Genomic DNA, 26,724 nt, shown 5'->3' with positions numbered 1-26,724 from the left:
GAGGAGCGATGAATCACGGCACTGAAGAGAATTCCCCGCGCACGAACGCCGAAGCTGCTGAGCCCCTGCGCGTCGAGACGCCCGGAACGGCACCTCCCAGGAGAAGGCAACCCCACCGCCTGCTGCGGTCCCGGTGGTTGTGGGCAGCGGCCGCAGGCTGGGCCGCATCCAACCTGTGGGTTGTCCTTGCCTCCCCCTCCCGGCTGCCGTTCGACTGGCCAGCGCGTGCCGGCCAGTCAAGCCTCGAGATCCTGGCCGAGGTCAACATTGCACTGGCACAGATCCTGCTGCTTATGGGAGTGGTGTACCTGCTGACGCGCCACCGGCCCGACCCCAACCTGGCGGCCCGGGCACCTGAACGCAGGCAGGCCCTGCGGGAGACCCTTGGCCTGTTCAGCTATGGGCTCCTTGGCATGGTGGGCGGCTACGTCCTGGCCCAGGCCTTCGGCTGGCATCCTTTCGGCCTCCACCTCGCCGGAACCATATTCGGAACACATGACCAGCTGGCTCCCGGCGAGGTGCTGACCTGGGCTGGCTACAACCTGGTGGTTTACGCCGTCATTCCCCTGCTGTATTTCAGGCGCCGCTACTCTGCCACCGCCTTGGGATTGAAGTCGACAGCGCCGCGGAACGATCTGCTGGTGATCCTCGTGGTGCTGGGGCTGGAGACCTGTTTCCAGATCGTTTACCTGCAACCAGCCAGCCTCGGTTTGCCGCTGAATCAGCTCCTGCCCGGCGCTGCCCTGACCTTCTTCCTCTATATGGCCGGCGCCGTGCTCCCTGCGATGGTTTTCATCTACGCGATCCTGCTGCCCCGGATCCTGCGCCTCACCGGTTCGGCCGTTGCCACAGTACTGCTGGGTGGGCTGACCTACGCCGGACTACACTTCTGGGACGCATGGGCAGTCTTCACGTCCCCTGAATCCACCGTCCTGTCGGTCATTTTCCTCATCTTCACATACCTGGGTCCGGGAATGCTCAAGAGTTTCCTGACACTGAGGACGGGCAATGCCTGGGTCCATGTCTGGGCGTACCACGCCTTTGCCCCTCACACCCTGATCGATACGCCGCACATCGTCGAGGTGTTCCGGCTGAAGTAAGCCGGCAAGTGTCGGGAGCCCCGGATACCTGGCACCGGAACTGATTCCCCGGGCGGCACTGGTGGCACGGCCGCGAACGGGGAAAAGTTAAGGACAGAGGGGCTTTGACCCTGATCCCGGTGAACAAAGGGGCCTGCGGTGGCTGAAAACACCCCGACGGTGCTGGAGCAGGCGATGCCGGACTGGAAACACCGCGAGGTGCACCAGCTCCGGATTCCCGCCACGGATGCCAATGTGATGGACGTGGTGGAACAGCTGACCTGGAACAGGGTGCCTGTGTTCCGCGGCATCCTGCGAATGGTCGGGCTGGGCACCCGGCGCTACCCCGCAGACGGGCGCGTGCTCACCGCGCTGCTCTCCGGACCGTACACGGTCCTGTACCGTTCCCCGGCCGAGCTGGTTATTGGCGGCGTTGTGAGCCTGCGCCAGCGGGAGATTCCGGCACTGGGGGACGACGCCGTTTCAGGTTTCCGCTCGCTTCGCGGACCCGGTCTGGTCAAGGCTGCCATCAACTTCTCGGTGGACGGGCAGACCCTTAGCACCGAGACCCGGGTGCTGCCCCTGGGCCGCCGGGCACGCCTGCAGTTCCAGCTGTACTGGCTGGTGATCCGGGCCGGCAGCGGGATCATCCGCCGGTCCTGGCTGCGTGGTGTGCGCGCCGAGATCAAGGCAGGGGCTTAGTCTCCCGGTCCGGTCAGACCCACTGCACGAGCTGGATGATCAGGCCGTTCGGATCCCGGTACTGGGCATAGCGTTCGCCCCACGGCTCGGTCTCCGGCGGGGTAACGACGTCGGCGCCGGCAGCAGCCAGATGCGCGTGGCGCTCATCCAGGTCCCCGACTACCAGCACCAGCAGGAGGCCGTCCCCGGCACGTCCTGCGATCTCTGCAGGTTTGAAGGTCGGGAGACCGGTGCGCAGGAAGACGATGTTCGGCCCGCCGTCGGGATGTTTCAGGGAAATGAACCCCTCGTCCTGCATTTCGGGACGGAAACCGAAGTGCTCCGTAAGGAAGCCAGCTGAGGCTCCCGGGTCGGGAACGTTGAGGGAGATCCCAAACGCGAGTATGCCGTCATCCACTGTTAGCTCTCCTTTCGCCTCCCGGCAGCCGCTGGCAGCTGTCCGGCCATTCAGTTCACGTCGGCCAGCTTCACCAGGCTCGGCAGGCTCGGCGGACCGAACCAGGTTTCCAGAGCTTCGACCAGGTCTGCCTGACTCCCGGCGGAGGTCCCGCCGTCGTCGGGTTCGCCCTCCAGCCAGGCGATGTGCCCGTCCGGACGCAGCAGCAGCGAGGGTGTCTGCGGATCGGAGCCGGGTTCAATGAACTGGTCCACCCGGTCTTCCCAGCCTTCAAGCAGCAGCTCTCCGGTCCGGTCCAGGAGGACTCCGCGCCCGGTATGCATCCGCGCATAGAGTGTCCCCTGCCCCAGCCGGACATCCCGCTGCCGGCGCCCAAGCAGGTCGGGGCCGGGTCCGAAGTCGTACCGGATGTCCAAGGACGTGATCTTGCCGATCAGGCGCCGGTTCACGGCATCTAACTCCATCAGCTCCGTGAGCAGCTTCCGCACGGCCTGCGGTCCCGGTTCCGTCGAAGCCAGTTCGGACTGGGCACGGGCGGTGTTCAGGACGTCGGCTGCCACCGGATGCCTTTCGGTGAAGTACGTGTCCAGGAGTTTTTCCGGCGCCCATCCGTTCACGGCTGCGGCAAGTTTCCAGCCCAGGTTCAGGGCGTCCTGAAGGCCAAGGTTCAGTCCCTGGCCGCCGAAGGGCGGGTGGACGTGCGCGGCGTCGCCGGCCAGGAACACCCTGCCGGCCCGGTAGGCGTCAGCCAGCCGCGTTGCATCACCGAACCGGGAGATCCAGCGGGGTGAATGTGCACCAAAATCCGTGCCGGCGTAGGTATTCAGCTGCCGTTTCAGTTCCCGAAGGTCAGGCGGAACGGTGCGGTCTTCAGCCACGCCGTCCGCGGGAACCACCACTCGGAAGACACCGCCTTCCACGGGTCCTGCACCGAAGTCACGGTGGGTCTCACGAACCCGCGCTGACACGGCGGCCACCTCTTCCGGTGCCGCCGTGAGGTCCACCTCGGCCAGCAGGAATTCCCTCCTGCTTGGTTCCCCCGGGAACCCGATCCCCGCCAGGGACCGAACGGTGCTGCGGCCCCCGTCACATCCCACCAGATAGCGCCCGCGGACCTCACTCCCGTCTGCCAGAGTGACCAGGATGCCGGCGTCGTCCTGCATGAGGCCGGTAAGTTCATGTCCCCGGCGGATGTCAACGCCAAGTTCGAGGGCTCGGCGGGTCAGCACGGCCTCGGTCTCGGTCTGCGGGATCCCCAGCACGTACGGATGTGTCGTGTCCAGGTCCGGCGCCGTGCGGAGAATGCCTGCAAAGAACCCGTCGAGCGGATGCCGCGTGCCGGCAGCAGCGAAGTGCTCGCCCAGTCCGCGCTGGTCCATGATCTCGATGCTGCGTGAGTGCAGGCCCAGGGCGCGGACAATGCTGGTCGGCTCCGGGGCCCTGTCCAGGACCAGCACATCCACGCCGTGCAGGCGCAGTTCGCTGGCCAGGAAAATCCCGGTTGGCCCGGCTCCGGCAACGATGACTTCGGGCACGGATCTCCCCTCGCAAATTGCTGGCAGCTGTGTTCTCGATGAAGCGTACGTCCGCGTCGGCGAAATGTTGAGGGCAGCGGTTCAGCGTTGAAGTTCCAGGCGCAAAATCCGGTCATCCTCCGCTCCCGGATTTCCCCGCCCGTCCGTGTTGCCCGTCAGGACCCAGAGACTGCCGTCCGGCGCAGATACTGCATCGCGAAGCCTGCCCTCGCCGGAGACGTGTTCGACGGCGCTGCCCAGATCGTCCAGCGGCACCTCCCGGAGGCGTTCGCCCCGGAGGTTGGCGATGAACAGGGAGTTCTCCAGTACCGCAACGCCGCTGGGACTGGCGGCACCGGGCTCCCACTGCTGCACAGGGTCGATGAACCCCTCCCGGTCCGCGACCCCCTCGGTGACCGGCCAGCCATAGTTTCCTCCTCGTTCAATGACATTCAGTTCGTCCCAGGTGTTCTGTCCGAATTCGCTGGCATAGAGCGTTCCATCACCGTCCCAGGCAATGCCCTGCGGGTTTCGGTGCCCGTAGCTGTACACCGGAGATCCCGGGAACGGATTGTCTGCGGGAGCGCTGCCGTCGGGCATCAGCCGCAGGATCTTTCCGCCCAGCGAACCGGTGTCCTGGGCGCTGTCCCGGCTGCCGGCGTCGCCCGCTGTGGCGTAGAGCATGCCGTCCGGGCCGAAGGCGATCCTGCCTCCGTTGTGGACGGGCCCGGAGGGAATGCCTTCCAGGATGGTCTCGGGTTCCGCGAGGGACAGGGAACCCGGTGAGCCGGTGATTTCGCGGCGTTCAATCCGGTTCCCGTCTTCCGTGGTGAGGTAGCTGTAAAGGTTGCCGTCCTGCACGGCCAGGCCCAGCAGGCCGCCCTCTCCACCGCCGCCGGCCTCGATCAGGCCGGCTTCGCGCTGGTTTCCTGCGGCATCCAGTTCCAGGATCCGGCCGGTGTCCCGCTCGTTGACCAGTGCGGTGTCTCCGTGGAACGCCACGGACCACGGCGCCTGGAGACCGGTGGTCAGCGTCTCCGGTTCGGAAAGACCGGCCATGGGGACCGTGGGCGCGGCCTGGCTGGGCTGGTCAGCGCCAATGCCGCTGCAGCCGGAAAGCACCAGTACGACGGCGGCAGCCAGCGCGGTCTTCCGTGTCCGGGACAGCGGGGAACCCATGACAGCTCCTAGGTTGGTATCTGCCTGCGAAGGTACCAGTTCTGCCCGGAAGCCGCCTTAGGCACCAAGGACACCCGCCATGTGCGGCCGTGCCGGGGACTCACCCTAATCCGGGCTCATGCCGCCGGTCAGGTTCAGCACCGTGCCGTTCATACTGGCCGCTCCTCCGGCGGCAAGGAAGACGGCGGCCCGTGCCACGTCGCAGAGTGTGGGAAGGGTGCCGCTGGTGGTGAGGGATTCAAGGAAGCGGGTGAACTCCTCCAGCTCCATGGGCAGGTCTGGAGTGGCCCCGATGGTCTCGCGAATCCGGTGCGGACGCAGGCACACGGTCCGGACACCGGCTGCACCGGTTTCCGCCGCGAGCGTTCGCGTCAGCCCCTCTACCGCGGCGCAGGCGGCGGAGAACCCGCCAACTCCGGCAAGGGCAAGCCGCGCCGGTGACGCCGAAAGCATCAGGATGGTTCCGCTGCCCTGGGGCACCATGTACCGGGCCGCGGACCGTGCGGTGAGGAACTGGGTGCGCAGCCATCCGGCGGCGGGAGCCACGACGTCGTCAGCGTCCATCTCCAGCAGCGGGATACCCTGGACCCGCGGAATCTCAACGGCATTCAGCAGAACATCGATCCGCCCGGCGAGGTCCGCCACCGCGTTGGTGTGGGCATCCACCTCCACGGGACTGTAGGCATCCACACCGCCGCTGACGTGCACTTCGGCTCCCAGTGCCCGAACCTTTTCGGCCGTGGCATGCACTGATGGTTCACGGTGGCCGGCGAGGTAGAGTTTCGCACCCTGCCGGGCGAATTCCTGTGCCACGGCCCCGCCAATCGCTCCCCCGGCACCGTGGATGATCACGTTCAGCGTTTCTGCGGGCATCCTGGGCTCCTGTTGGTGCAGGGAGGAAACCGGCCGGAGAACTCCTGCCGGTGGGGAAACGCTAGCAGTGCGGCATCCCCGCCGTCAGCTGGATCGGCGCGTGCAGCCCTGCCTGGAACCGAACCAGGCCATTTTGTCCCATCTGTTTCCGGTCCGGCAGCTGCGGCACAGTGGAAGAACATCCCGGACTCACAGGAAGCAGGTGGTACCCGTGGAGGTTCTCTTCCTGCACGGAGCAGGCGGGTGGAGAGATGATCAGCCGATCGCCGGGGAACTCCCTGGAGCCGATGGGAGAGGAAACAGTCATAGTGGGCCACTCCTTTCGTTCTTCCATGGCGCTGCTGCGACTTGCCGCTTCTGCCCCGGAACCGCTGCCCCGGGGGATGGTGCTGCTGGCCACGCCGTTCTGGGGGCAGGAGGACTGGCAGGCCAAGTATGCGCTGCCCGCGGACTTCACGCTGCCCCCTGGCCTGCCGGTATTCCTGCACCACTGCCGCGACGACGGCACGGTTCCCTTCGAGCACCTGGACAGTTACGAAAGGCTGCTGCCCGATGCAGTGATCCGCCGCCACGAGACCGGCGGACACCAGTTCGAGGAACGGATGGACGCGGTAGCCGGGGATATGGCGGCCCTGGGCTCCTAGACCCCGACGACGAACCTAAGCGCACTCCAGACGAGAATGGTTGAGATGGTGGTCCAGAGAAGAATCGCCACGCCTTGCCACAGCAGAACCCACCGGCGGGAGGTACCGCCGGCCACAAGGATCGACGCGGTGAACTGGGTGGGGATGGCCAGCGGACCCAGGATGCTTGCTCCGGGAACACCGAAGCGGACAAGCCACCGCTTGAAGCGGATGCGTCCCTTTGACTCCGGTCGGGCAGGACGGGCCGCGACGAGTGTCGCTGCACTGCCGCCTGCCGCGACCGCTTCCGCCTCCCGGGCGTCGACGCGGTTGGTAACGGCGGTCCGCGCCCCGGAGGTAAGCATCACCACGAGCAGGACGCTGGCAAAGTTGCCGATAGCAGCCGCGACGGCCGCAAGGACGGGATTCAGTCCGCCGACGATGCCGATCACCACGCCGGCTTCATTTTCGAGGAAGGGGATGGTCGCTGCGAGCATCAGAATAATGGGTTGAAGGAACTCAGGCACCTGGCCTAGAAGCTCCTGAAAGTTGTGGACGAGTTCCTGGATGGGGTTCATCTGTCCTGTTCCTAGTCTTCCCGCCGAGGGCCTGTCCCTCGGGTTGGAGACAGTAGAAACCCTGTTCCCGGAACAGGGTCAACCCCCATATTCCGGGGGTTGACCCTGTTCCGGGAACATAGTGTCCGATGGTTCGAACCAGGGCCGCCTATCCGGGGCGGACACGGTTCGAAAGGCCGGACATGCAAGTGAAACCAGGCAGCGCCCCCGCGCTGCAGCCTTTCCGGTGGTGGCAGGCGTTCTCCCGTTCGCTGTTCCACCTTCGGCTCATGGACCAGGCGGAGACGTGGTCCGTCGATGTGCGGCACGGAGGCGATGAAGATGACGAGGTGTACGTGAACCTCTACCGCGACGGCCTGCAGATGGCCCGCGTCAAGCCTCCGGCCAGCTTTCCCCTCCCGGGAGGGACCATCCGCGTGGCTGTGAGCATGTACGGCGTGAGGCAGGCCGACTACCTAGCCCATGACGGCACCGTGCAGCAGCTCACCCCTGATATGTCCTCGGCGGAGGGGCGGCGTGCGCATCTGGACCAAACGCGGCCTGCTCTGAGCCGGCTCCTTGGGCTGGCGTCCGCGACAGTGCTCCTCGTAAGCCTTGTCCTCGGGGTGCCGCAGCTTCTGGAGTCGGTCACATCGATCCCGCCGGTCGCGGAAAGCATCGGCACGTTTGCCAGCCCGTTCTTACTGCCAGCGTGGGCTAACACATCGCTCTTCCTGGCGGGCGTGGCCGCCAGCACCGAGCGGGCACTGAGGCTGCGCTATAACTGGCTGCTGGACGGAGGCCTCCTTAGCGACGGCGGTTAGCTGGTACGGGCACCAGGCCCTTCGGCGCGCTGATCCTGCACCTCGATGTGCTCCTGCGCAGCGCTGTGATCCTGCACGCTGGCGAGCAGTTCGCCGGCCATCACGTTCGCGCGGAAGAGTACGTCCAGCTGTGCTTCGTTGTAGAGCTCGGTCAGGGCATCCCCGAACGCCTGGGTGCTGATTTGGGTTCCCCTGGGCAGGTGGGCGGCAGGATCACTCAGCCATGGATACGCGGCGAGGTGCTTCACAATGATCGCCGCCACCCTCCGGGCCAGTTCCTCGCGGGTCTGCTCATCGGCGTCCGGGGGCAGGTTGTCGATGTCCGGACCGGTGTCATCGGTCTCGTCTGCAGTCATTTCCCGAATGTCCGCCAGCGCGTCTTCATCGTAGAGCTGGCTCATGATGTGGACGATTGAGCGGTCATTCTCCGACAGGCGGGAGGCGACGGCTTCGAAGCCTGCAGGCACGTCCGCCGGCGCCTGGTGCTGGAGGATCGCGGCAATGTGCGCGCGCGCTTCCTGCAGGGACTCGATGCGCAGCTGGAGCTCGGCGTCTACGTCCCGCAGCACATCGGGGGTGCCTCCCCCTCCCGAGCTGACTTCGCGCATTTGTGAGAGCGGAATGCCCAGGACGGCGAGCCGCCGGATACGCAGCAGGCTCACCAGATGCCGCACCTCGTACTGCTTGTAGCCGTTGTAGCGGCGGTCAGGTTCCGCGAGGAGGCCCAGCCGGTGGTAGTGGCGGACGGTGTTCACCGTCGTACCCGCCAGGTCAGCCAGTTCACGCGTGCTCCACGGCATCTCAAGCTCCTTTCCGCCCCAGGGATTCCCCCAAAGGAGAGTCTACGGAGCCGCTGCGGTACCCGGTTGTCCTCCCGGACCGCCTCGGAGGACGTGTTCAGCATCCGCGATGACGGGGACCAGGATGCCGTCGCCGCGGTCAGGATCCGGAATGGTCAATTCCGGATCCACAAAATAGACGCCGCGGCCCTCCAGCGTGAGCCTTCTGGCGAGTTCCAAGAGCATACGCCGTGCCACGTCGTCGAGCGAGGAAACCAGGGCAAAGTCCAGTACCACCCTGCTCTCGCCGATGTCACCTTCCACGAACTCGCGGATATGAGTCGTCCCCGGCCAGGGCACCCCACACTTCCGTCAGGTAGTCGTGCACGACTGAACGCTTTACCGCTCGCCCTCCTTCAAGAACGTTCGTGAACCGCAGGTCACGAACCGGCCCTGGTGACTGCGGCGAAGTCTGCGGGTCTCGGCAGGCGGAACATCCCGCCGCCGGCCCGGAACTCGTCGCCGTGTTTCTTCAAATGGCGCCCGAACAACGGGCACACGGGCACAAGGGTGAGATTCCGGCGGGTGATATCCATGAGCACCTCGCCAAGGAGCAGCCCGGCCAGGCCGCGTCCTGCGAACTGTTCATCCACCTCGGTATGGAAAACGATGCGTTCATCCTCCGGCCCGGGAGGATCAATGAAGTCGGCTCTTCCCGCATGTACTCCGTCCACGGACACAATGTAGGCCCCCAAAAGCCCCGCTGGTGCGACGGTGACGGTTACTGATACTCCGGTGCTGTCAGTGAGTTCCTGCGTCATGGGACTGTCCTTTGCTGCGGGCTGCTGCTGTTTGCGGGCCGGGAAAACCGGTTCCAGAACACAGCACGCGGTAGCTCTTCGGAATGTAGTTGACATATGAATCATCGCGGATATGATTCACATGTCAACTACTTAGGAGGTTCTGATGAAGGCGGCCAAGCCTCGGCACCTGCCCACAAGCGTGGAATTCGCTGTCTGGAGGGCGCATATCGAATCCTTCGAGACCGCCCGCTCCCGTATCGAGTCCAGACTGCGCCGGGACTCCCAGCTTTCCGACGGCGATTACCGGGTCTTGCTCGCCCTCAGCGAGGCAGAGGGGAAGGCTATGCGTTCGTCGCGGCTCGCCGCCCATCTGGAGTGGGAGCGCAGCCGGCTCTCCGGCCAGCTGGGCCGAATGGAGAAACGAGGCCTGCTGCGCCGTGAACCGAGCCCGGAGGATGCGCGCGGCTCACTCGTCGTTCTTACCGACGAGGGTGCCCGCGCCTTTCGGGGCAGCACCCTCCCCCACCTCGGTGCCATCAAAGAGATCTTTATCGACGCGTTTACGCCGGAGCAGCTCGCCAATTTGGAGGACGCTGCTGCGGCACTGCGCACCCATTTAGGAATGCCGGCACGCTGACGGCTGCCGAAGCCCGGCAGCCCTACGAAGGGAATGAACCCATGCATCCAGGCATTTACGCAGTGATACTCATAGCCCAGGAGGCCCCGGGATGCATACCGCTCCGCAGCAGCACGGCACCGATACGCGGGACCACCCGGTCCGCCGGGCCGGCGTCGTTGTCATCGGTGCCGGCCAGGCAGGACTTTCAGCCGGCTACCACCTGAGCCGGCGCGGTTTCACAAGCGCCCTGGCCGCCGGCGATGCCGAGAGAAGCTTCGTGATGCTCGACGCCGGAACGGCTCCCGGCGGAGCCTGGCTGCACCGCTGGGAATCCCTCACCATGGCCACCGTCAACGGCATCTTCGACCTCCCGGGGTTCCGGCAGAGCCCTCCTGACCCCGGCACACCGGCCCGCATCGCCGTGCCTGCCTACTTCACAGCGTTCGAGGAACACATGCAGCTTCCGATCCTGCGCCCCGTGCAAGTGCTTTCCGTATCCCCCGCGGATGATGATCCCGACGGTGAACTGCTCATAGAGTCCGACGCCGGGACGTGGACCGCGCGGGCGGTCATCAACGCCACCGGAACCTGGGACAACCCCACCCTGCCCGACTACCCGGGACGGGAGAGCTTTGCCGGACGCCAGCTCCACACCCGGGACTACGCCTCGTTGAAGGAGTTTGCCGGAAAACGCGTCGCCGTCGTCGGAGGCGGGATTTCCGCCATTCAGCAGCTGGAGGAGATTTCCCGGGTGGCCGAGGTCTTCTGGTACACCCGGCGGGAACCGGTTTTCCGCGACGAGCCGTTCACTCCGGACGTCGGGAAGGACGTGGTAGCCCGGGTGGCTGCCGATGTGGAGGCCGGCAACCCCACCGGCAGCGTGGTCTCCTACACGGGACTGCTGTGGACACCCTATGCCCTGGCGGCGAAGGAGCGCGGAGCGCTGCAGCGGAGGCCGATGTTCACGGCCATCGAGCCGGACGGTATCCGGGAGGCCGACGGATCGCTGACCCGCGTCGATGCGATCCTGTGGGCCACCGGGTTCAAGGCTTCGCTGAGCCATCTTGACCCGCTCCGGCTGCGCAACGAACGCGACGGGATCGAGGTCCATGGCACGGTGGCCGCTGCTGATCCGCGGGTTCACCTGATCGGATTCGGGCCCTCGCAGTCGACAGTTGGCGCGAACCGTGCCGGGAGGGAGGCTGTCCGGACCCTGACCTCAAGCCTGCTGCCCGCCTGACCCCGGCGCTTAGAGGAAGCTAGTGTTAGTGCACTGCTTCACGGGCAGTGGCTGGCTGGGGTTTATGAGTGGGTGTCCTATCGGCAGCGCAGCGGTGTGGTGGCGGATGCCGGACGTCCACATCGAAGCTGGCCCGGCTGCCGTTTGTGCGGACAACCGGCAGCGAGAGGAGTTTCTGCCCGGCGGGCTAAGCCAACACCCTGTTCCCCGAACAGGGTCAACCCGGCACAGCTCAGGCGAGTCCGCCGTTGGGATAGATGACCTGCCCGTTGATCCAGCGGGAGGGCCCGGCAAGGAAGGCCGCAACTTCCGCGATGTCCTCCGGAGTGCCGAGCCGTTCAAGCGGAGCGAGCTGGGCCAGGCGGTCGATGGCCTCCTGGTCCTTTCCGTTCAGAAACAGCGGAGTAGCTGTTGGGCCGGGCGCTATCGCATTCACGGTGATGTCACGGCCGCGGAGTTCCCGTGCCAGGACGGGGGTGAGCGCCTCAACGGCGGCTTTGCTGGCGGCGTAGGGCGCGTAGGTTGGGTGTTGCATCCGGGTCTGGCTGGTTGAGACGTTCACCAGCGCCCCGCCGCTGCGCAGCCGCTGCGCAGCGAGCTGGGACACCACGAAGCTTCCGCGGATGTTGGTGCGGTGCATCCGGTCCAGCTCATCCAAATCCAGGTCCACGACCGTCGAAAGGACCATAACGCCGGCGGTGTTAATAACGACGTCGATGCCCCCGAAGGCAGCCTCCACCTCGTCAAAGAGCCGGACCATGGCCGCTTCGTCGGCGACGTCGCCGCTGACGGCAATCGCCTGCCCACCGGTGCCGGTGATTTCGCGGACGACTTCAGCGGCTTTGTCGGCGTTTCCCATATAGTGAACGGCCACGGAGAATCCGTCCGCGGACAGACGCCGGGCGATGGCTCGGCCTATACCCCCCGATCCGCCGGTTACAAGTGCTGTCCGTGGTTGGGAATCCGAAGTGGTGCTGCCTTCAGCCATGCCGTACTCCTGTCGGGGCCCGTGAACGATAGGTACATCATTCACTAAATGGACGGTGTATCCACTAATCTCCCCGCCAACAGCCCCTGCGCATCCATCAGACGCAAAAAAGCTCCGGCGGACATACTGTCCGCCGGAGCTTTGTCTGTCGGGTTGACAGGATTTGAACCTGCGACCCCTTGACCCCCAGTCAAGTGCGCTACCAAGCTGCGCCACAACCCGTTCCGCTGATCCGTTGAGCCGGTTTGTTTCCGGCCGAACCAACTCAAATACTCTACAGCATCTCCAGCGTTTTTCCCGCATCGGCGGCGGCCCCGGGGTTCACAGTGGCCCCGGGGCCGCCCGCCGTGCTGGAAGAGCTAGCGTTTGCTGGTCTTGCCGCGCTTCTCGCGGACGCGCATGGAGACCTCGATCGGCGTGCCTTCGAAACCGAAGGTCTCACGCAGGCGCCGGGTGATGAAGCGGCGGTAGCCCGGATCCAGGAACCCGGTGGTGAAGAGGACGAACTTCGGCGGACGCGAGGAGGCCTGCGTGCCGAAGAGGATGCGGGGCTGCTTGCCGCCGCGCACCGGGTGCGGGTGCGCGGCCACGAGCTCGCCCAGGAACGCATTGAGCTTGCCGGTGGGAATGCGCTTGTCCCAGTTCTCCAGGGCCAGGTCAAGGGCCGGAACCAGCTTGTCCTTGTGCCAGCCGGTCTTGGCGGAGATGTTGACGCTCGGCGCCCACTCAACGTGGGCCAGGTCCCGCTCGATTTCGATCTGCAGGTAGCGGCGGCGTTCGTCGTCGAGCAGGTCCCACTTGTTGAACGCCAGGACCAGTGCACGGCCCGAGTCGATCGCCAGCTGCAGGATGCGCACATCCTGCTCGGAGAGGACCTCGTCGACGGCCAGAAGCACGACGGCGACCTCGGCCTTCTCGAGCGCGGCCTGCGTGCGCAGGGACGCGTAAAAGTCGGCGCCCTGGGCCATGTGCTGGCGGCGGCGGATGCCTGCGGTGTCAACGAATCGCCAAGTGCGCCCGCCGAGTTCGATCAGTTCGTCAACGGGGTCACGGGTGGTGCCGGCGGTGTCGTCAACGACCACACGCTCGCTGCCAACCAGCTTGTTCAGCAGCGAGGACTTGCCCACGTTCGGACGGCCGATCAGCGCGATGCGGCGCGGTCCGCCGCTGGACTCCAGTCCACCGTAGGCGGAGTACTCGGGCAGCACCTCAAGGACGGCGTCGAGCATGTCACCGGTGCCGCGGCCGTGCAGCGCCGAGACGGGGTACGGCTCACCGAAGCCCAGGCCCCACAGCACCGAAGCGTCGGCTTCGTTCTGGATGTCATCGACCTTGTTGGCAACGACGATGACCGGCTTGCCCTTGCTGCGCAGCATGCGCACCACGGCTTCGTCCGTGGCGGTGATGCCCACGGTCGCGTCGACCACCAGCATCACGGCGTCAGCGACGTCGACGGCGATTTCTGCCTGATCAGCGACGCGGGCGTGGATACCGCGGGCATCGTGCTCCCAGCCGCCGGTGTCCACGAGTGTGAAGTTCACGCCGTTCCAGGTCGCCGGGTAGGACACGCGGTCACGGGTGACGCCGGGGGTGTCTTCCACCACGGCTTCGCGGCGGCCAAGGATACGGTTCACCAGGGTGGACTTGCCGACGTTGGGACGGCCGACGATCGCAACGACCGGGTCAAGCAGGACCGGAGCATCTTCGTCGAACTCATCGAAGCCGCCTGAGAGCAGTGCGGCGTCTTCCTCGTCGAGCTCATAGTCGGACAGCCCGGCGCGCAGGGTTTCGGCGCGCAGGTTGGCTTCGTCGTCGTCAAGGGCGGCAAGGCGCTCGTCGATCTGGTCCTCGCCTGCCGGGATGTACTCTTCGCCGTCAAAGGTCGGGTTGGCGTTCATAAACTATTGCTTTCTTTCCGTTGAGCCCGTCAGCGCAGGTGCGCCCGGCCGTCTCCGGACGTTCAGCCCGGGTAAGTTTTTTGGGGGCCGGACACGGAATTATTCCGTGCCGCCACCAGTCCATTGAAACACGGCAAGGCGCCGGGACCCCATTGGGACCCCGGCGCAGCACGTGCAGCCCGTGGTTAGTGCGTACTGGCGAAAACCACGTCCAGGACCGCCTGGACCGTTTCTTCGAAGTCCAGGTCGGAGGAATCGACCGTCACCACGCCGTCGGCCGCCTGCTGGAAATTGACCACGGTGGAATCCTTCACGTCGCGCGTCAGGACCTGTTCGCGCAGCGCCGCGGCGCTCTGCGAGCCGCCCAGCTGCACACCGCGCCGGCGCAGGCGTGCCTCCTCGGACGCGGTAAGCAGGATCCGGACTTCGGCAGTGGGAGCCACCACCGTGGTGATGTCCCGTCCTTCGGCTACGATCCGCAGTCCGGAGTCCTTAATCAGCTGCTGCTGGCGGCGCACCAGCTCGGCCCGGGCACCAAGGGTGGTGGCCACGGCGGAGACGTTGGAGGAAACCTCCGGTTCACGGATCGCCTGGGTGACGTCCTCTCCCCCAACGAGCACCCATTCTGCGTCCGGTGACGTGCTCAGCTCAATGTCCGCATTGCGGGTGGCGGCTTCCACGGCCACGGCGTCGGTCAGGTCGATGCCGGCCCGCATGCAGGCGATGGTGACTGCCCGGTACATGGCGCCGGTGTCCAGGTAGTTGGCACGCAGCCGGCGCGCAACTTCCCGGCTGATGCTGGACTTGCCCGAGCCCGAAGGTCCGTCGATCGCCACCACCAGCGGCTTGCCCAGCCGGAACTGTGCCGGGTTCTGCTGTGCGTTCACTCCACTACCTTCCAGCCGCGGGCGGTCAGTGCGCTGACCAGCCCGTGCATCTTGCTCGGAAGAACCGAGATTTCGGCCCGTCCCACCTCGCGGCCGGAGGCATGCTCCAGGCGCAGGTCTTCCAGGTTGACGCCGATCTCCCCGATTTCGGTGAGCAGGCGCGCGATCTGGCCGGGTGTGTCATCCACCAGCACGGTGAAGCTGACGAAGGACTGCGGCGGGGTGCCGTGCTTGCCCGGAATCCGCGCCTGACCGGTATTGCCTTCGGAGATCAGCTGCGCCATGTCCAGGCGCGCGCCGTCGGCCGTCGGGTTTTCCAGCGTGTTGATGAGCCGGTTCAGGTCCTCGCGGACGCCGTGCAGGATGTTCACCAGACGCGGCGCGTTGCCGCTGAGGATCTGCACCCAGAGCTTGGGGTCGCTCGCGGCGATCCGGGTTACGTCACGCAGCCCGTTGCCCGCCAGCGCGAGGGCTGCCGGCGGAGTCTCCTGCAGACGGCTGGCCACCAGTGAGGACATCACCTGCGGCAGATGGGAAATCAACGCTACGGACTGGTCGTGGTCCTCCGCGCTCATCCGGGACACCACGGCACCGAGGTCGATAGCGAGGGCTTCGGCCACCTTCACTGCGTCCGGGGAGCTGTGCTCCCCCGCGCAGATGACCCACGGCATCGACATAAAAAGATCACCCAGCGCTGCCACCGGACCGGACTTCTCCCGCCCGGCCATCGGGTGCGTACCCACGTAGCGGGACAGGTCGGCGCCGGATTCCTGCAGGTCGGCAAGCACGGCGGCCTTGACGCTGGCAATGTCCACGACGACGGCGGAGGGCCAGTCTTCCAGGGCCTGCGCCACCAGGGAGGCGGTAACGTCCGGCGGCGCGGCAACGACCACGAGCTGGGGAGCGAATCCGGCCTCGGCTTCGGCAAGCCGGCGGCCGGCACCGATGTCCCGTGCCACTGCTTCGGTGGAGGGAGAGATGTCCGAAAGTGCGACGTCGATGCCCCGGGCCCGCAGGCCCAGCCCGATGCTGGCACCAAGCAGCCCGGTGCCGATCACCAGGACCGGTCCGGACAGGTGTGTACCCCCGTTGGCCAGTACCGTCACGGGCTACAGCCCTACGGAAGCCAGCAGGTGGCCCACTTCGTGGCGGCCGAGGACGCGGATGCTGCCCTGGCGCTGGTCGTTGAGGCGGATCGGTCCCATCTGGGTGCGCACCAGGCGCTCCACCGGGTGGCCGACGGCGTCGAACATCCGGCGGACAATGCGGTTGCGGCCGGAGTGCAGGACAACCTCGACCAGGATGTGTCCGGGCGTGGAGTCCACCAGGCGGAAGGAATCGACCTTGGCGAAGCCGTCCTCGAGTTCGAGGCCTTCGCGCATCTGGGCGCCGACGCCGTGGGCCATGGGACCGCGCACCTGGACCAGGTAGGTCTTGGGAACCTCGTAGGAGGGGTGCGTGAGGCGGTTGGCCAGCTCACCGTCGTTGGTCAGCAGCAGCAGGCCCTCGGTGTTGTTGTCCAGGCGCCCAACATGGAACAGCCGCTCGTGCTTGTTCGTGCTCTTGAGGTAATCGCTGATGCAGGGACGGCCTTCGGGGTCCTCCATGGTGGAGATCACGCCGCGGGGCTTATTGAAGACGTAGTACTTCTGGGTGTCATCCAGCTGCAGGCTCATGCCGTCCACATGGATGGACACCGTCTTGGGATCGACGCGGACACCGAGCTCCGTGACGACCTCGCCGTCGACCTCTACGCGGCCTTCCTGGATCATTTCCTCGCACACCCGGCGGGACGCCACGCCGGCGCTGGCCATGACCTTCTGCAGGCGGATTCCCTCGGGATCGTGGTGGTCGGAGACTACGGGCTTGCCCGGACGGCGGGTGTGCGTCCGCTTGGTGACCGGGCCCAGGTTGTTGCCGAAACGCTCGTTGCGGAAAGCACGCTCGGAACCGCCCTTGCCCTTCGGGGCGCCGGTCTTGGGGCCGCCGGGCTTGAAACCGCCCGACTTCGGGGCGCCGGACTTGTAGCCGCCCGCCTTCGGGGCGCCGGATTTGGGTGCGCCGGAGGAAGAGGACTTGGGACCCCCCGTGCGTCCGCCGGCCGGCTTGGAGCCCTTGCCGAAGCCGCGGCCGCCTTCGGCGCCGCCTCCGCGCGGGGTGTTGCGGCCTGATCCGGAACGGGGTGCCTGTGTCATTGAGAAGTCCTTCGGGTGTAGCGGTTAATAAGTAGTTTCTTCAAATTCTGCGAGGTTTTCCAGCCCGGGCAGGTGGGGAGCAATCTGCGGCAGCTCCTCCAAGCTGCCGAGCCCCAGCTTTTCCAGGAAGTACGGAGTCGTGCTGTAGAGCAGCGAACCGGTTTCGGGTTCCGTTCCGGATTCCGCGACAAGCCCGCGCTGCAGCAGCGTGCGGACCACGGAATCGACATTGACTCCACGGATGGCAGAGACCCTGCTCCGCGACACCGGCTGGCGGTAGGCAATTACCGCCAGAGTCTCCAGCGCCGCCTGAGAAAGCCGGGCACTTTGTCCCTCGAGTACAAACTGCCCAACGACGTCGGCGAAGGCGGGACGGGAGTAGATGCGCCAGCCGCCTGCAACTTCCCGGAGCTCGAATCCACGCGGTTGCGGTGCAGACGGGCCAACGGGTCCGTCCCCAGTATAGCCGTCATACTCCTGGCGCAGATCGGCAAGCGTTTGTTCGGCTTCGGCCGGCTCCACTCCGAGCGCTTCGGCCAGCTCCGCGGCCGTGATGGGTTCGTTGATCACCATCAGCACCGCCTCGGCCGCGGCCTTGACCCCGCCGGGACGGGACGCCAGGGTGCCGCTTGCCGGGACTGCGTCCTCAGGGGTGAGCCGCTGCATGGGTCTCCTCGTCGTATTCTTCGGTCAGATCCTCTGCCGACCAGCCGGCTGCTGTGCCGTCGCCGTCGCCGGCGCCGGTCCAGGCGACCCGCAGCTCTCCCAGCGGTTCGGGCTGGTCGAAGGCCAGCACGCCGTCTCGGAACATTTCAAGCAGTGCCAGGAACCGGGCAACTGTTTCCAGCGCAGTGGCATCGGCGGTGAGCTCACTGAACGTGAGCGGACTGCGCTCCTGCAGCCGGCCGCTGATGATCCGGGCCTGTTCCCGGACGCTCACCCGAGGCGCGTGGAGGTGGGCAAGCCCCACTTCCGTCGGAGGACCCGGCTTGGGTTCCAGCGCCTTGACCGCCAGGGCGGCGAATTCCTCCGGACTGCTGCGCCAGGCCAGCTCCGGCAGCATGGCTGCCAGATGCGGTTCAAGCGCTGTGTCACGGGGAAAACGCAGGCCTTCCTCGGCCAGGCGGGTGCCCATCAGGGAAGCCATCTGCTTGAAGGCGCGGTACTGCAGCAGGCGGGCGAAGAGCAAGTCCCGTGCTTCGAGCAGGGCGATGTCCTCGTCGTCCTCCACGTCTCCGGCCGGGAGCAGCTTTGCGGCCTTCAGGTCCAGCAGGGTGGCGGCAATGACCAGGAACTCGCTGGCTTCATCCAGTGCCCATCCCTGTCCGGACTCCGTGAGGGCGCGGATGTAGGCAATGAATTCATCCGTGACCGTGGCCAGGGCAATCTCGGTGATGTCCAGTTCGTGCTTGGAGATCAGGCCCAGCAGGACGTCGAAGGGTCCGCGGAAGTTCTCCAGCCGGACCTGGAATCCACCGGCCGCTGCCTCCGGCTCCCCCGCGTCGCCCGGACCTGCGTCCGCCGCCAGGCTAGGGAGCGCCGCCGCGGGCAATCAGTTCCTTGGCGAGACGGCGGTAGGATTCGGCACCGGCGTGGTTGCCGGCGTAGGAGGTGATCGGCTCGGCGGCGACGGTGGCGTCGGCGAACTTAATCGTGCGCTTGATGACGGTCTCGAAAACCTTGTCGCCGAAGGCCTCGACCAGGCGGCCGATGACCTCCCGGCTGTGGAGGGTCCGCGCGTCGTACATCGTAGCCAGGACGCCGTCGACCTGCAGGCCCGGGTTGAGGCGGTCCTGGACCTTCTCGATGGTTTCCACCAGGAGTGCGACGGCGCGAAGGGCGAAGAACTCGCAGATCAGCGGAATGATGACGCCGTGGGCTGCGGTAAGCGCGTTGACGGTCAGCAGGCCCAGGGAGGGCTGGCAGTCGATGAGAATGACGTCGTAGTCATCCGAGACCCGGCGCAGGGCGCGTTCGAGCACCTGTTCGCGGGCTACCTCGTTTACCAGTTGGACCTCGGCAGCGGAGAGGTCGATGTTGGCGGGCAGCAGGTCGATGTTCTCGACGTGCGTTTCCTGGATCGCGTCGCGGATGTCGACCTTGCGGTCCATCAGGACGTTGTAAACGGTGACGTCCAGCTCGTGCGGGTTGGTTCCCAGGCCTGCGGACAATGCGCCCTGCGGGTCGAAGTCGACCAGCAGGACCTTGCGGCCGGCTTCGGCGAGTGCGGCACCCAGATTGATGGTCGAGGTCGTTTTGCCGACGCCGCCCTTCTGGTTGACCATCGCGATGATGCGGGCGGGCCCGTGGGATGTCAGGACCGGAGGTTCGGGGAATTCCGTCAGCGGACGGCCCGTGGGGCCCATGGCTTCATCGGCCGCGCCCTGCGTTGCGTCCTGCAGAGTTGTGGAACCCTGTTCGCTGCTCACGTATAAATCCACGCTTCCGTATCTAGCTGTCCTGCTGTCTTGTCCAAGGTTACAACTGTGCAACTGCTATCCCGCGAATCGGTGCCCTGTAGCCCAGCGAGCCTTGACGCTCAACCTTAACTCGAACCTTGGGTGCATGACGCCGAAAACGGCCCGTTTGGTTTCAAACGGACCGTTCTGCCCTCTTGGTGCGGCCGCAGGGGCCGCCCGTGCCTCCGGGTGTGATTGAGCGGGTTTGATTGAGTGCCGGGGAACCCCTACGCGCGCTGGAAGAGGTTCAGGATGTTGCCCTCACTGTCCAAGAACCACGCAGCTTTCCCGACGGGGGTTGAGGCAATGCCATCCGAGGTCTCCACGCCCGGAAAATCGTATTCCTCGAACACGACTCCGCGTTCCCGCAGGGCAGCCACATCACCTTCAATATCCGAGCTTTCCCAGCCCATCTGGGTGTTTTTTGCACTCCCGGCATTGTCGGTTTTGTAGACGAGGAATGAGGTTCCGTTTCCACTGCGGTAAATCAGGTTCTCCTCGTCCATGACCAGCGGCGGGTCCAGGCCAAGAACGTTCCCGTAGAAGTCCCTTGCCCGGGCAACGTCCCTGGCCGGGAGCACCGCCATGATGTCCTGTTCCTTCAGCAACTTAACCCCTCCTTGGCTTGTGCCCCGGGGCGCAGCTCCTGCTGGGGCCGCCCCTCCAGGGCGGGTTGTTCAGCTGATCCCTTCATTCTCCCCGCGGATCACCACCCGCGGATAGGGATTACCGAAGTCAGCGCAGTTTTCCGGCACCGGCTTCACCCTGGGCGGGCGGTCGAAGCGGCCTGGGAGAAAGTGACGGTCCGGACACAATCCGGCATCCCCATTGACTCATCCCTGTCCCAGAGCTTCGGCGCAGCGGCCTCAATGGCGGCGGGGTCCGTGGCCACGCTACGTCGTCGTCTCGCTCCTGACCCCGCGCACGGATACTAACGTGATGGCGGCATGGGAGGACCGCCTGGCCGGCAGGGAACCCGAAGATGCCGCGGCGCCGTCGTCGCCGGCTCCCGCCTAACCACTCTGCCGTCCGGCAGCACACACACGAAAGGGCGCTCCCGCAGCATGCGGGAGCGCCCTTTCCGGCTGGCGGAGCAGCCTGGTGAAACTAGCTGCGGCCCGTGGCCGTGGACGGAACGGAGCTTTCCACCTCGCGGGAAACCTCTGTGGGTTCCGGCTCACCGGAACCGGCATCGACGTTCATGCTCGCTTCATCGAAGGGCAGTTCCTTGTCCAGGACGCGGCGGACCTGCTCCTTGTCGATCTCCTTGGTCCAGGTTCCGATCAGCACGGTGGCCACGGCGTTGCCGGTGAAGTTGGTCAGTGCACGGGCCTCAGACATGAACCTGTCGATGCCCACGATCAGGCCAACGCCTTCGATCAGGTCCGGGCGGTGGGACTGCAGGCCGCCGGCCAGCGTCGCGAGGCCTGCACCGGTAACACCCGCAGCACCCTTGGAAGCAATGATCATGAAGACCAGCAGGGAGATCTGCTCGCCGAGTTCCAGCGGCTTGCCCATGGCGGAGGCGACAAACAGGGCTGCCATCGTCAGGTAGATGGCCGTGCCGTCAAGGTTGAAGGAATAGCCGGTGGGAACGGTGACGCCGACCACGGGCTTGGACACACCCAGGTGCTCCATCTTCGCGATGAGCCGCGGCAGGGCCACCTCGGAGGACGAGGTGGAGAAGATCAGCAGGTATTCGCGTCCCAGGTAACGCATGAGCTTGAAGATATTGAAGCCGGTCACGATCTTCATCAGGCCGCCCAGGATCACTGCGATGAACAGCACGCAGGTCAGGTAGAAGGCAATCATCAAGGTCGCCATGCTCACGATGGCCTGCACGCCCGTTTCGCCGACGACGGCGGCAATCGCTCCGAAGGCGCCGATCGGAGCCAGCCACATGATCATCATCAGGATGCGGAAGACCAGCACCTGGACGTACCCGATGGCCTTGAGGATCGGAGCTCCGCCCTTGCCCATCTTCTGCAGCGCAAAGCCAACGAGCAGTGCCACGAAGAGGGTCTGCAGGATCGATTCCCCGGTCAGCGAGGCCAGGAGGGTCGTGGGAATGATCCCGAGCAGGAAGCCGACGGTGCCGCCGTCCTCCTCTGCAGCGGCAGGTGCGGCCGCACCGCTGGCTTCAAGGTCCAGCCCTTCGCCGGGGTGGATGAAGTTGCCGACTACCAGGCCGATCGCCAGGGCGAAGGTGGACATGATGATGAAGTAGCCCAGGGCCAGACCGCCCACCTTGCCCACGGTGGCCGCCTTGGCGATGGAGCCGATGCCCAGCACGATGGTGCAGAAAATCACCGGGGCGATCATCATCTTGATCAGCCCAATGAAGGCCGTGCCGAGCGGCTTCATGGACTTGCCGAGTTCGGGCGCTGCAAGGCCAATGACTGCGCCAAGTACCACGGCAGCGATCACGGCTATGTAGAGGACGTGGGTCTTGTCCTTCTTCTTGGCTTTAACCGGGGGCTGTTCGCCGCCGGGTATCGTGGCAGAGGCCATCGCATGCTCCTAGCTTCTTTGATAGACGTGCCCCGGCGGCGATAGACGCGGACGGAACCGGAAGTATTCCGCAGCTATCGTCGCCGCCCGCTGTGATGGCAGTCACTGTTGTGGTCATACTGTTCACGGCCATGCTGCCGCTGGACACGTGTGGCTGCTTCCGGTGGCTTCCGCGACGTACCCCAGCGAAGGAGACCCTTGCGCAAATGGAGCCTGGCCAGCAGGCTGCTCACCGGGCAGCTGGCCTTCATCCTGTGCCTGTCTGCCGGCCTGTCCTGGGCGCTCTACCTCCAAGCGGAGCAGCACAGCTATGAGGAAACCGCGGACCGCATGATGTCCGTGGCCGAGACCATCGCTGCGGACCCGTTTGTGCTGGAGTCCGTCAAGACTCCGGATCCCAGCGCCTTGCTGCAGCCCTATGCCACCGAAGTCATGGAAACGGCGCACATCGATTTCCTGACCATCATGGCGCCGGACCGTACCCGGTTCACCCACCGCTCGGAGTCAGAGATCGGCAAGGCCTATCTCGGCTCCGTGGACCAGGCGCTGGCGGGCTCGTCCTTCACGGAAGTTTTCACCGGCACCCTTGGGCCGTCGGTGCGCGCGATTGTGCCGGTCACGGACGACGGCGGCGAGGTCCGGGCCCTGGTTGCTGCGGGATTGACTGTGGACAGAGTGGCGATTGCCAGGGACGCCGAACTGCCGGCTGTGTTCATCATTTCCATCGCGGCGCTGGCCTGGGGAACCCTGGCATCGTTCCTGCTCAGCCGCTATCTCCGGCGGACCACGCAGGACCGCCGGCCCGACGAGCTCGCGGATCTGTTCGCCTTCCACGATGCGGCACTGCATTCGGTCCGCGAAGGGCTGCTGCTCATCAACAACGACGGCGAGCTGGTGCTCTACAACGACCAGGCCGCGGAGCTCCTGGGGCTAACGCCTGGGACCGGCAGCCCCGTCGACCCCAGGGACCTCGGCCTGCCGGCGACCCTCGCCGAACTGCTGCACGGCGGCCGCACCGCCGTCGATGAGTTCCATTTCACCCCCGACCGCATCCTGGTGGTTAACCAGTCCCCTGCCCTGGCCCCGGCCGGGCCAGCGCGGGGCCGTCCCGGCAGGCAGGGCAGGCGACCGGCTGAGCGGAGGCTGGGAACCGTCACCACTGTGCGTGACCACACGGAAGTGGAAGCGCTGACCGGAGAGCTGCAGTCCATGCGCACGCTGACGGATGCGCTGCAGGCCCAGGCCCATGAGCACGCCAACCGACTGCACACCATCGTGTCGCTGATCGAGCTCGACCGCCCTGCCGAGGCACTTGAGTTCGCCACCCGCGACCTGGTGCAGTCCCAGCAGTTGGCGGACGACGTCGTTGCCGCCGTTGGCGAACCCGCCCTGGCCGCCCTGCTGGCCGGCAAAAAAGCGCAGGCCCGGGAGCGCGGAATCGCCTTGGTGCTGACCGTGGAGGAGGTGCCCGGGGACGGTTCCGGACCTGCCCTGCTGGACTCCGGTGAGCTGGTGACCATTGTGGGCAACCTGGTGGACAACGCCTTTGACGCGGTCCAGGGCCTGCCGGATCCCGAGGTCACGGTCCGTTTGGGCGTGGTGGAGAGCGCCGGCTCGCGCGGGTTCGAGCTCACCGTCCGGGACAGCGGACCGGGGATTCCCGCCGAGTCGAGGTCCCGCATCTTCGAGCAGGGATTCAGTACCAAGGATCCTGTGCAGGCTGCGGGGGCCGGGCGCGGTTTCGGCCTGGCCCTGGTAAACCAGGCGGTCCTGCGCCTTGGCGGGACGCTCGAAGTCGGCTCGCACCATGCCGGCGGGGCCCGCTTCACGGTCAGGTTGCCGCTTCCGGAAGGAGCGCGGCCATGACCCAGGGTTCCGATATCGCTGTCCTCGTGGTGGAGGACGAGTCCGTGGTGGCTGAGGCTCACGCGGAGTATGTGCGGCGCACCGAGGGATTCGCCCTGGCCGGCACCGCCCACACGGCCGCGCAAGCCATGGGGTTCCTCACCAGTCCGCGCGCGGGTGTGGACTTGGTCCTGCTCGATATGAACCTTCCGGACCTGCACGGGCTGGACCTGCTGCGCCGAATCCGGGGAGCCGGGATTCCTGCCGACGTTATTGCCATTACTGCCGTCCGCGACCTGGCCGTGGTGCGCGGGGCGATGTCCGCAGGGATTGTCCAGTACCTGATCAAGCCGTTCACGTATTCCGCTTTTGCCGCCAAGCTCGCCTCCTACCGCGAATACCACGCGAACCTTTCTGGCCAGGGTTCCTCTGCCACGCAGTCGGAAGTTGACCGCGCCCTCGCCGCACTGCGTCCGGCCGTTCCGGCGGCGCTGCCGAAGGGGCTGTCGCCGGAGACGCTGCGGACGGTATCCGAGCTGCTGAAGGACGCGTCGAACCCGATGTCCGCCTCTGAAGTTTCTGCAGCACTGAAAATGTCGCGGATCACGGTCCGGCGCTACCTTGAGCACCTGACTGCCCAGCGGGCCGTCGTCCGTTCCCCGCGCTACGGTTCCCCCGGCCGGCCGGAACTCGAATACGCCTGGCGCCGCTGAGCTCCTCCGGGATCAGGTGCCGGGACGGAGCAGCGGCATCAGGTCATCCAGCACCGAGCGGTCCTCGATGGTGGAGGGAACCACGAAATCATCGCCGTCGGCAATCTGGCGCATGGTCTTGCGCAGGATCTTCCCGGAACGGGTCTTGGGCAGTGCTTCCACGACCCGGACGTCGCGGAAGTCCGCCACGGGACCGATCTGCTTCCGGACCAGGTCCGCGAGCGCTGACTGGACTTCTTGTTCCGTCGCCGTTGATCCGGCTTTGAGCACCACGTACCCGCAGGGGCGCTGGCCCTTCAGGCTGTCCCGCACACCGATGACGGCGCACTCGGCCACGTCCGGATGCTTCGCCACGGCCTGCTCGATTGCTCCAGTGGAGAGGCGGTGCCCTGCCACGTTGATGACGTCATCTGTCCTCCCCATGACAAAGACGTAGCCGTCCTCATCCACATATCCCGAATCCCCCGTCGCATAGCTGCCCTCGAAGGCTTCAAGGTAGGAGGCACGGTAGCGGTCGTCGCTCCCCCACAGCGTCGCGAGGGTTCCCGGCGGGAGAGGAAGGTCCAGCACAATGTTGCCTTCGGAGCCCGCCGCCACTTCGGTGCCGGACCCATCCACGATGCGCACCCGGAAGCCAGGCACCGGGAAGGTTGGCGAGCCGGCCTTGATCGGCTGCGGGTCAAGGCCCATCGGATTGGCACAGATTGCCCAGCCGGTTTCTGTCTGCCACCAGTGGTCCACCACCGGAATCCCCAGGGACTCCGACGCCCAGCGAAAGGTCTCCGGATCCAGCCGCTCGCCCGCCGCGAAGAGGGTCCGCAGCTTGGACACGTCATACCCCGCCAGCAGCGCTGCCTCCGGATCCGCGCGCCGGATCGCACGCAGCGCCGTTGGAGCCGTAAAGAGAACCTCCACGCGGTGTTCAGCAGCTACCCGCCAGAACGCCCCGGCGTCGGGGGTCCCCACCGGTTTGCCCTCGTACAGCACTGTTGCTGCCCCTGCGATCAGGGGTCCGTAGACGATGTAGGAGTGCCCGACCACCCAGCCGACGTCGGACGCCGTCCACATCACCTGGCCGGGGGCAATGTCGTAGATGTTGCGCATGGACCAGGCGAGCGCGACAGCGTGGGACCCGTTGTCCCGGACCACACCTTTGGGCGACCCCGTGGTTCCTGACGTGTAGAGGATGTACAGCGGGTCGGTCGCGGCTACGCTGACCGGCCCCTGGGGTTCGGCCGTCTCCGCCAGCTTTGCCCAGTCTGCCCACTCTGTTCCGCCGGCGCCGTCGTATTCCTCTGCCGTGTGGCCAAAACCGTCCCGTGAGGCAACGACGACGGAACGCACCCGGTGCGCCGCGGTTTCCAGGGCCTCGGCCACTGCAGGCAGGTATTCAACCCGGCGCTTGGGCTCCAGTCCCCCGCTGGCAGTGACGACGACGTCGGGCCGGGCGTCATCGATGCGCGCGGCCAGTTCTGCGGCGGCAAACCCGCCGAACACCACGGAATGCACGGCGCCCAGCCGGGCGGTTGCCAGCATCGCGATGACCGCTTCGGGAACCATGGGCAGGTAAATCACTACCCGGTCCCCGGCACGGATCCCCTGGCCGTGCAGTACACCCGCGAAGGTCTCCACCTCGGCCAGCAGTTCGCTGAAGCTGTAGGTCCGCTGGGTGTCCAGCATGGCCGAGTCGTAGATGAGGGCTGTATCGTCGCCGCGGCCGGCAAGGACATGCCGGTCCAGGGCATTGAAGCTGGTGTTCAGCTGCCCGTCAGGGAACCACCGGTAAAGCGGTGCACCGTGATCATCCAGGGCCTGCCGGGGCGCAACGTCCCAGTCGATGAGGCCTGCGGCGTCCAGCCAGAATTTCTCCGGGTCCTCAACGCTGTCGGCATAGGTCTTCGCATAACCGTTAGTTCCCATGAATCCTCCTTGATCCGCAGGTTGGCGCGCACCGGGGCCGGCGCCGTTCCCGCCATCCTAGGGGACGCACGACGGACTGAAAAGAGTCTCCGTGTATACACACCACCTCTGGCCGTGAG

The 26,724-nt window shown here is 66.0% G+C and carries 27 protein-coding genes and 1 tRNA gene; 8 read left to right on the top strand and 20 right to left on the bottom strand.

The genetic code is table 11. From position 1 onward, the window contains the following. Positions 1 to 8 precede the first annotated feature (8 nt). Entirely contained in the window at positions 9 to 1,100 is a 1,092-nt protein-coding gene (locus NF551_RS06585; RefSeq protein WP_227897167.1) for a hypothetical protein, read from the top strand. Between the two features lie 138 nt (positions 1,101 to 1,238). Continuing rightward, positions 1,239 to 1,781: a hypothetical protein gene (locus NF551_RS06580; RefSeq protein ID WP_227897168.1), complete on the top strand. Its 543-nt coding sequence runs from the start codon at positions 1,239 to 1,241 to the stop codon at positions 1,779 to 1,781. A 13-nt stretch (positions 1,782 to 1,794) separates the two neighbouring features. Here the strand turns inward: NF551_RS06580 and NF551_RS06575 are convergent, their stop codons facing one another. The 4 genes from NF551_RS06575 to NF551_RS06560 form a co-directional block, all read right to left on the bottom strand. Next, complete coding sequence (locus NF551_RS06575; protein WP_227897169.1) at positions 1,795 to 2,178, bottom strand: VOC family protein; 384 nt, start codon at positions 2,176 to 2,178, stop codon at positions 1,795 to 1,797. Positions 2,179 to 2,228: 50 nt separating this feature from the next. Beyond that, positions 2,229 to 3,713, bottom strand: coding sequence for an FAD-dependent monooxygenase (locus NF551_RS06570; protein WP_227897170.1), 1,485 nt, complete (start codon positions 3,711 to 3,713; stop codon positions 2,229 to 2,231). Between the two features lie 81 nt (positions 3,714 to 3,794). Continuing rightward, positions 3,795 to 4,871 (bottom strand): PQQ-dependent sugar dehydrogenase, encoded by a 1,077-nt coding sequence (locus NF551_RS06565; protein ID WP_227897171.1) that lies wholly within the window; start codon positions 4,869 to 4,871, stop codon positions 3,795 to 3,797. A 105-nt stretch (positions 4,872 to 4,976) separates the two neighbouring features. Next, complete coding sequence (locus tag NF551_RS06560) at positions 4,977 to 5,744, bottom strand: SDR family NAD(P)-dependent oxidoreductase (protein WP_227897172.1); 768 nt, start codon at positions 5,742 to 5,744, stop codon at positions 4,977 to 4,979. A 251-nt stretch (positions 5,745 to 5,995) separates the two neighbouring features. Between NF551_RS06560 and NF551_RS06555 the strand changes: the two genes are divergently transcribed. Next, on the top strand, positions 5,996 to 6,388 hold the full coding sequence (locus tag NF551_RS06555) for an alpha/beta fold hydrolase (RefSeq protein ID WP_227897173.1): 393 nt from the start codon (positions 5,996 to 5,998) through the stop codon (positions 6,386 to 6,388). Here NF551_RS06555 and NF551_RS06550 read toward each other — a convergent pair. Next, positions 6,385 to 6,945 (bottom strand): small multidrug efflux protein, encoded by a 561-nt coding sequence (locus tag NF551_RS06550; RefSeq protein ID WP_227897174.1) that lies wholly within the window; start codon positions 6,943 to 6,945, stop codon positions 6,385 to 6,387. The genes NF551_RS06555 and NF551_RS06550 overlap by 4 nt on opposite strands. Before the next feature lie 182 nt (positions 6,946 to 7,127). On the opposite strand from NF551_RS06550, the gene NF551_RS06545 reads away from it, so the two are divergent. Then, positions 7,128 to 7,748 (top strand): hypothetical protein, encoded by a 621-nt coding sequence (locus NF551_RS06545; protein ID WP_227897175.1) that lies wholly within the window; start codon positions 7,128 to 7,130, stop codon positions 7,746 to 7,748. Here the strand turns inward: NF551_RS06545 and NF551_RS06540 are convergent. The 3 genes from NF551_RS06540 to NF551_RS06530 form a co-directional block, all read right to left on the bottom strand. Then, on the bottom strand, positions 7,745 to 8,548 hold the full coding sequence (locus NF551_RS06540) for a MerR family transcriptional regulator (RefSeq protein ID WP_227897176.1): 804 nt from the start codon (positions 8,546 to 8,548) through the stop codon (positions 7,745 to 7,747). The genes NF551_RS06545 and NF551_RS06540 overlap by 4 nt on opposite strands. Before the next feature lie 42 nt (positions 8,549 to 8,590). Next, on the bottom strand, positions 8,591 to 8,887 hold the full coding sequence (locus tag NF551_RS06535; protein ID WP_227897177.1) for an STAS domain-containing protein: 297 nt from the start codon (positions 8,885 to 8,887) through the stop codon (positions 8,591 to 8,593). 80 nt (positions 8,888 to 8,967) lie between these two features. Then, positions 8,968 to 9,348, bottom strand: coding sequence for a GNAT family N-acetyltransferase (locus tag NF551_RS06530; protein WP_227897178.1), 381 nt, complete (start codon positions 9,346 to 9,348; stop codon positions 8,968 to 8,970). 145 nt (positions 9,349 to 9,493) lie between these two features. Here NF551_RS06530 and NF551_RS06525 point away from each other — a divergent pair, with 145 nt between their 5' ends. Together NF551_RS06525 and NF551_RS06520 are read left to right on the top strand one after the other, a co-directional pair. Beyond that, positions 9,494 to 9,967 (top strand): MarR family winged helix-turn-helix transcriptional regulator, encoded by a 474-nt coding sequence (locus NF551_RS06525; RefSeq protein ID WP_227897179.1) that lies wholly within the window; start codon positions 9,494 to 9,496, stop codon positions 9,965 to 9,967. A 91-nt stretch (positions 9,968 to 10,058) separates the two neighbouring features. Next, positions 10,059 to 11,189 (top strand): NAD(P)-binding domain-containing protein, encoded by a 1,131-nt coding sequence (locus NF551_RS06520; protein ID WP_227897180.1) that lies wholly within the window; start codon positions 10,059 to 10,061, stop codon positions 11,187 to 11,189. A gap of 232 nt (positions 11,190 to 11,421) precedes the next feature. Here NF551_RS06520 and NF551_RS06515 read toward each other — a convergent pair whose 3' ends face one another. The 11 genes from NF551_RS06515 to NF551_RS06465 all read right to left on the bottom strand — a co-directional run bounded on the left by NF551_RS06515 (position 11,422) and on the right by NF551_RS06465 (position 22,127). Next, on the bottom strand, positions 11,422 to 12,177 hold the full coding sequence (locus tag NF551_RS06515) for an SDR family oxidoreductase (protein WP_227897181.1): 756 nt from the start codon (positions 12,175 to 12,177) through the stop codon (positions 11,422 to 11,424). A 148-nt stretch (positions 12,178 to 12,325) separates the two neighbouring features. Then, a tRNA-Pro gene (locus NF551_RS06510) sits at positions 12,326 to 12,399 on the bottom strand. 137 nt (positions 12,400 to 12,536) lie between these two features. After that, positions 12,537 to 14,075: a ribosome biogenesis GTPase Der gene (gene der, locus NF551_RS06505; RefSeq protein ID WP_227897195.1), complete on the bottom strand. Its 1,539-nt coding sequence runs from the start codon at positions 14,073 to 14,075 to the stop codon at positions 12,537 to 12,539. Between the two features lie 185 nt (positions 14,076 to 14,260). Further along, a complete protein-coding gene (gene cmk, locus NF551_RS06500) occupies positions 14,261 to 14,962 on the bottom strand; it encodes a (d)CMP kinase (protein ID WP_227897196.1) in 702 nt (233 codons plus the stop codon). Then, on the bottom strand, positions 14,959 to 16,068 hold the full coding sequence (locus tag NF551_RS06495; protein ID WP_227897197.1) for a prephenate dehydrogenase: 1,110 nt from the start codon (positions 16,066 to 16,068) through the stop codon (positions 14,959 to 14,961). Before NF551_RS06495 ends, cmk begins: the two co-directional genes overlap by 4 nt. 3 nt (positions 16,069 to 16,071) lie before the next feature. Beyond that, entirely contained in the window at positions 16,072 to 17,157 is a 1,086-nt protein-coding gene (locus NF551_RS06490) for a pseudouridine synthase (protein ID WP_227897198.1), read from the bottom strand. A gap of 24 nt (positions 17,158 to 17,181) precedes the next feature. After that, positions 17,182 to 17,823, bottom strand: a complete 642-nt coding sequence (gene scpB / locus NF551_RS06485) for an SMC-Scp complex subunit ScpB (RefSeq protein WP_227897199.1) — start codon at positions 17,821 to 17,823, stop codon at positions 17,182 to 17,184. Beyond that, positions 17,804 to 18,709 carry a segregation and condensation protein A gene (locus NF551_RS06480; RefSeq protein WP_423722320.1) on the bottom strand — a complete coding sequence of 302 codons (906 nt, stop codon included), beginning with the start codon at positions 18,707 to 18,709 and terminating at the stop codon, positions 17,804 to 17,806. Before NF551_RS06480 ends, scpB begins: the two co-directional genes overlap by 20 nt. Further along, entirely contained in the window at positions 18,687 to 19,586 is a 900-nt protein-coding gene (locus NF551_RS06475) for a ParA family protein (protein ID WP_227897200.1), read from the bottom strand. Before NF551_RS06475 ends, NF551_RS06480 begins: the two co-directional genes overlap by 23 nt. A gap of 257 nt (positions 19,587 to 19,843) precedes the next feature. Continuing rightward, entirely contained in the window at positions 19,844 to 20,224 is a 381-nt protein-coding gene (locus tag NF551_RS06470) for a VOC family protein (protein ID WP_227897201.1), read from the bottom strand. 499 nt (positions 20,225 to 20,723) lie between these two features. Next, complete coding sequence (locus NF551_RS06465) at positions 20,724 to 22,127, bottom strand: cation:dicarboxylate symporter family transporter (RefSeq protein WP_227897202.1); 1,404 nt, start codon at positions 22,125 to 22,127, stop codon at positions 20,724 to 20,726. A gap of 198 nt (positions 22,128 to 22,325) precedes the next feature. Between NF551_RS06465 and NF551_RS06460 the strand changes: the two genes are divergently transcribed. Together NF551_RS06460 and NF551_RS06455 are read left to right on the top strand one after the other, a co-directional pair. Then, the gene (locus NF551_RS06460) at positions 22,326 to 23,993 is read left to right on the top strand and encodes a sensor histidine kinase (protein WP_227897203.1); all 1,668 of its coding nucleotides are present in this window, start codon (positions 22,326 to 22,328) and stop codon (positions 23,991 to 23,993) included. Continuing rightward, positions 23,990 to 24,685 (top strand): response regulator, encoded by a 696-nt coding sequence (locus NF551_RS06455; protein WP_227897204.1) that lies wholly within the window; start codon positions 23,990 to 23,992, stop codon positions 24,683 to 24,685. Before NF551_RS06460 ends, NF551_RS06455 begins: the two co-directional genes overlap by 4 nt. A gap of 12 nt (positions 24,686 to 24,697) precedes the next feature. Here NF551_RS06455 and NF551_RS06450 read toward each other — a convergent pair whose 3' ends face one another. Then, a complete protein-coding gene (locus NF551_RS06450; protein ID WP_227897205.1) occupies positions 24,698 to 26,605 on the bottom strand; it encodes an AMP-binding protein in 1,908 nt (635 codons plus the stop codon). Positions 26,606 to 26,724 lie beyond the last annotated feature (119 nt).

The organism is Arthrobacter caoxuetaonis, from assembly GCF_023921125.1.
Taxonomy (GTDB): Bacteria; Actinomycetota; Actinomycetes; order Actinomycetales; family Micrococcaceae; genus Arthrobacter_B; species Arthrobacter_B caoxuetaonis.
The sequence above is the reverse complement of the archived record's forward strand: the minus strand, read 5'-3'. Positions and strand labels throughout refer to the sequence as shown.

What these genes read in the sequence shown, in the direction of transcription:
- NF551_RS06585 (WP_227897167.1), top strand. Translation starts at nt 9, where the DNA reads ATGAATCACGGCACTGAAGAGAATTCCCCGCGCACGAACGCCGAAGCT.
- NF551_RS06565 (WP_227897171.1), bottom strand. Translation starts at nt 4,871, where the DNA reads ATGGGTTCCCCGCTGTCCCGGACACGGAAGACCGCGCTGGCTGCCGCC.
- NF551_RS06560 (WP_227897172.1), bottom strand. Translation starts at nt 5,744, where the DNA reads ATGCCCGCAGAAACGCTGAACGTGATCATCCACGGTGCCGGGGGAGCG.
- NF551_RS06555 (WP_227897173.1), top strand. Translation starts at nt 5,996, where the DNA reads ATGATCAGCCGATCGCCGGGGAACTCCCTGGAGCCGATGGGAGAGGAA.
- NF551_RS06550 (WP_227897174.1), bottom strand. Translation starts at nt 6,945, where the DNA reads ATGAACCCCATCCAGGAACTCGTCCACAACTTTCAGGAGCTTCTAGGC.
- NF551_RS06545 (WP_227897175.1), top strand. Translation starts at nt 7,128, where the DNA reads ATGCAAGTGAAACCAGGCAGCGCCCCCGCGCTGCAGCCTTTCCGGTGG.
- NF551_RS06540 (WP_227897176.1), bottom strand. Translation starts at nt 8,548, where the DNA reads ATGCCGTGGAGCACGCGTGAACTGGCTGACCTGGCGGGTACGACGGTG.
- NF551_RS06530 (WP_227897178.1), bottom strand. Translation starts at nt 9,348, where the DNA reads ATGACGCAGGAACTCACTGACAGCACCGGAGTATCAGTAACCGTCACC.
- NF551_RS06525 (WP_227897179.1), top strand. Translation starts at nt 9,494, where the DNA reads ATGAAGGCGGCCAAGCCTCGGCACCTGCCCACAAGCGTGGAATTCGCT.
- NF551_RS06520 (WP_227897180.1), top strand. Translation starts at nt 10,059, where the DNA reads ATGCATACCGCTCCGCAGCAGCACGGCACCGATACGCGGGACCACCCG.
- NF551_RS06515 (WP_227897181.1), bottom strand. Translation starts at nt 12,177, where the DNA reads ATGGCTGAAGGCAGCACCACTTCGGATTCCCAACCACGGACAGCACTT.
- der (WP_227897195.1), bottom strand. Translation starts at nt 14,075, where the DNA reads ATGAACGCCAACCCGACCTTTGACGGCGAAGAGTACATCCCGGCAGGC.
- NF551_RS06490 (WP_227897198.1), bottom strand. Translation starts at nt 17,157, where the DNA reads ATGACACAGGCACCCCGTTCCGGATCAGGCCGCAACACCCCGCGCGGA.
- scpB (WP_227897199.1), bottom strand. Translation starts at nt 17,823, where the DNA reads ATGCAGCGGCTCACCCCTGAGGACGCAGTCCCGGCAAGCGGCACCCTG.
- NF551_RS06465 (WP_227897202.1), bottom strand. Translation starts at nt 22,127, where the DNA reads ATGGCCTCTGCCACGATACCCGGCGGCGAACAGCCCCCGGTTAAAGCC.
- NF551_RS06455 (WP_227897204.1), top strand. Translation starts at nt 23,990, where the DNA reads ATGACCCAGGGTTCCGATATCGCTGTCCTCGTGGTGGAGGACGAGTCC.
- NF551_RS06450 (WP_227897205.1), bottom strand. Translation starts at nt 26,605, where the DNA reads ATGGGAACTAACGGTTATGCGAAGACCTATGCCGACAGCGTTGAGGAC.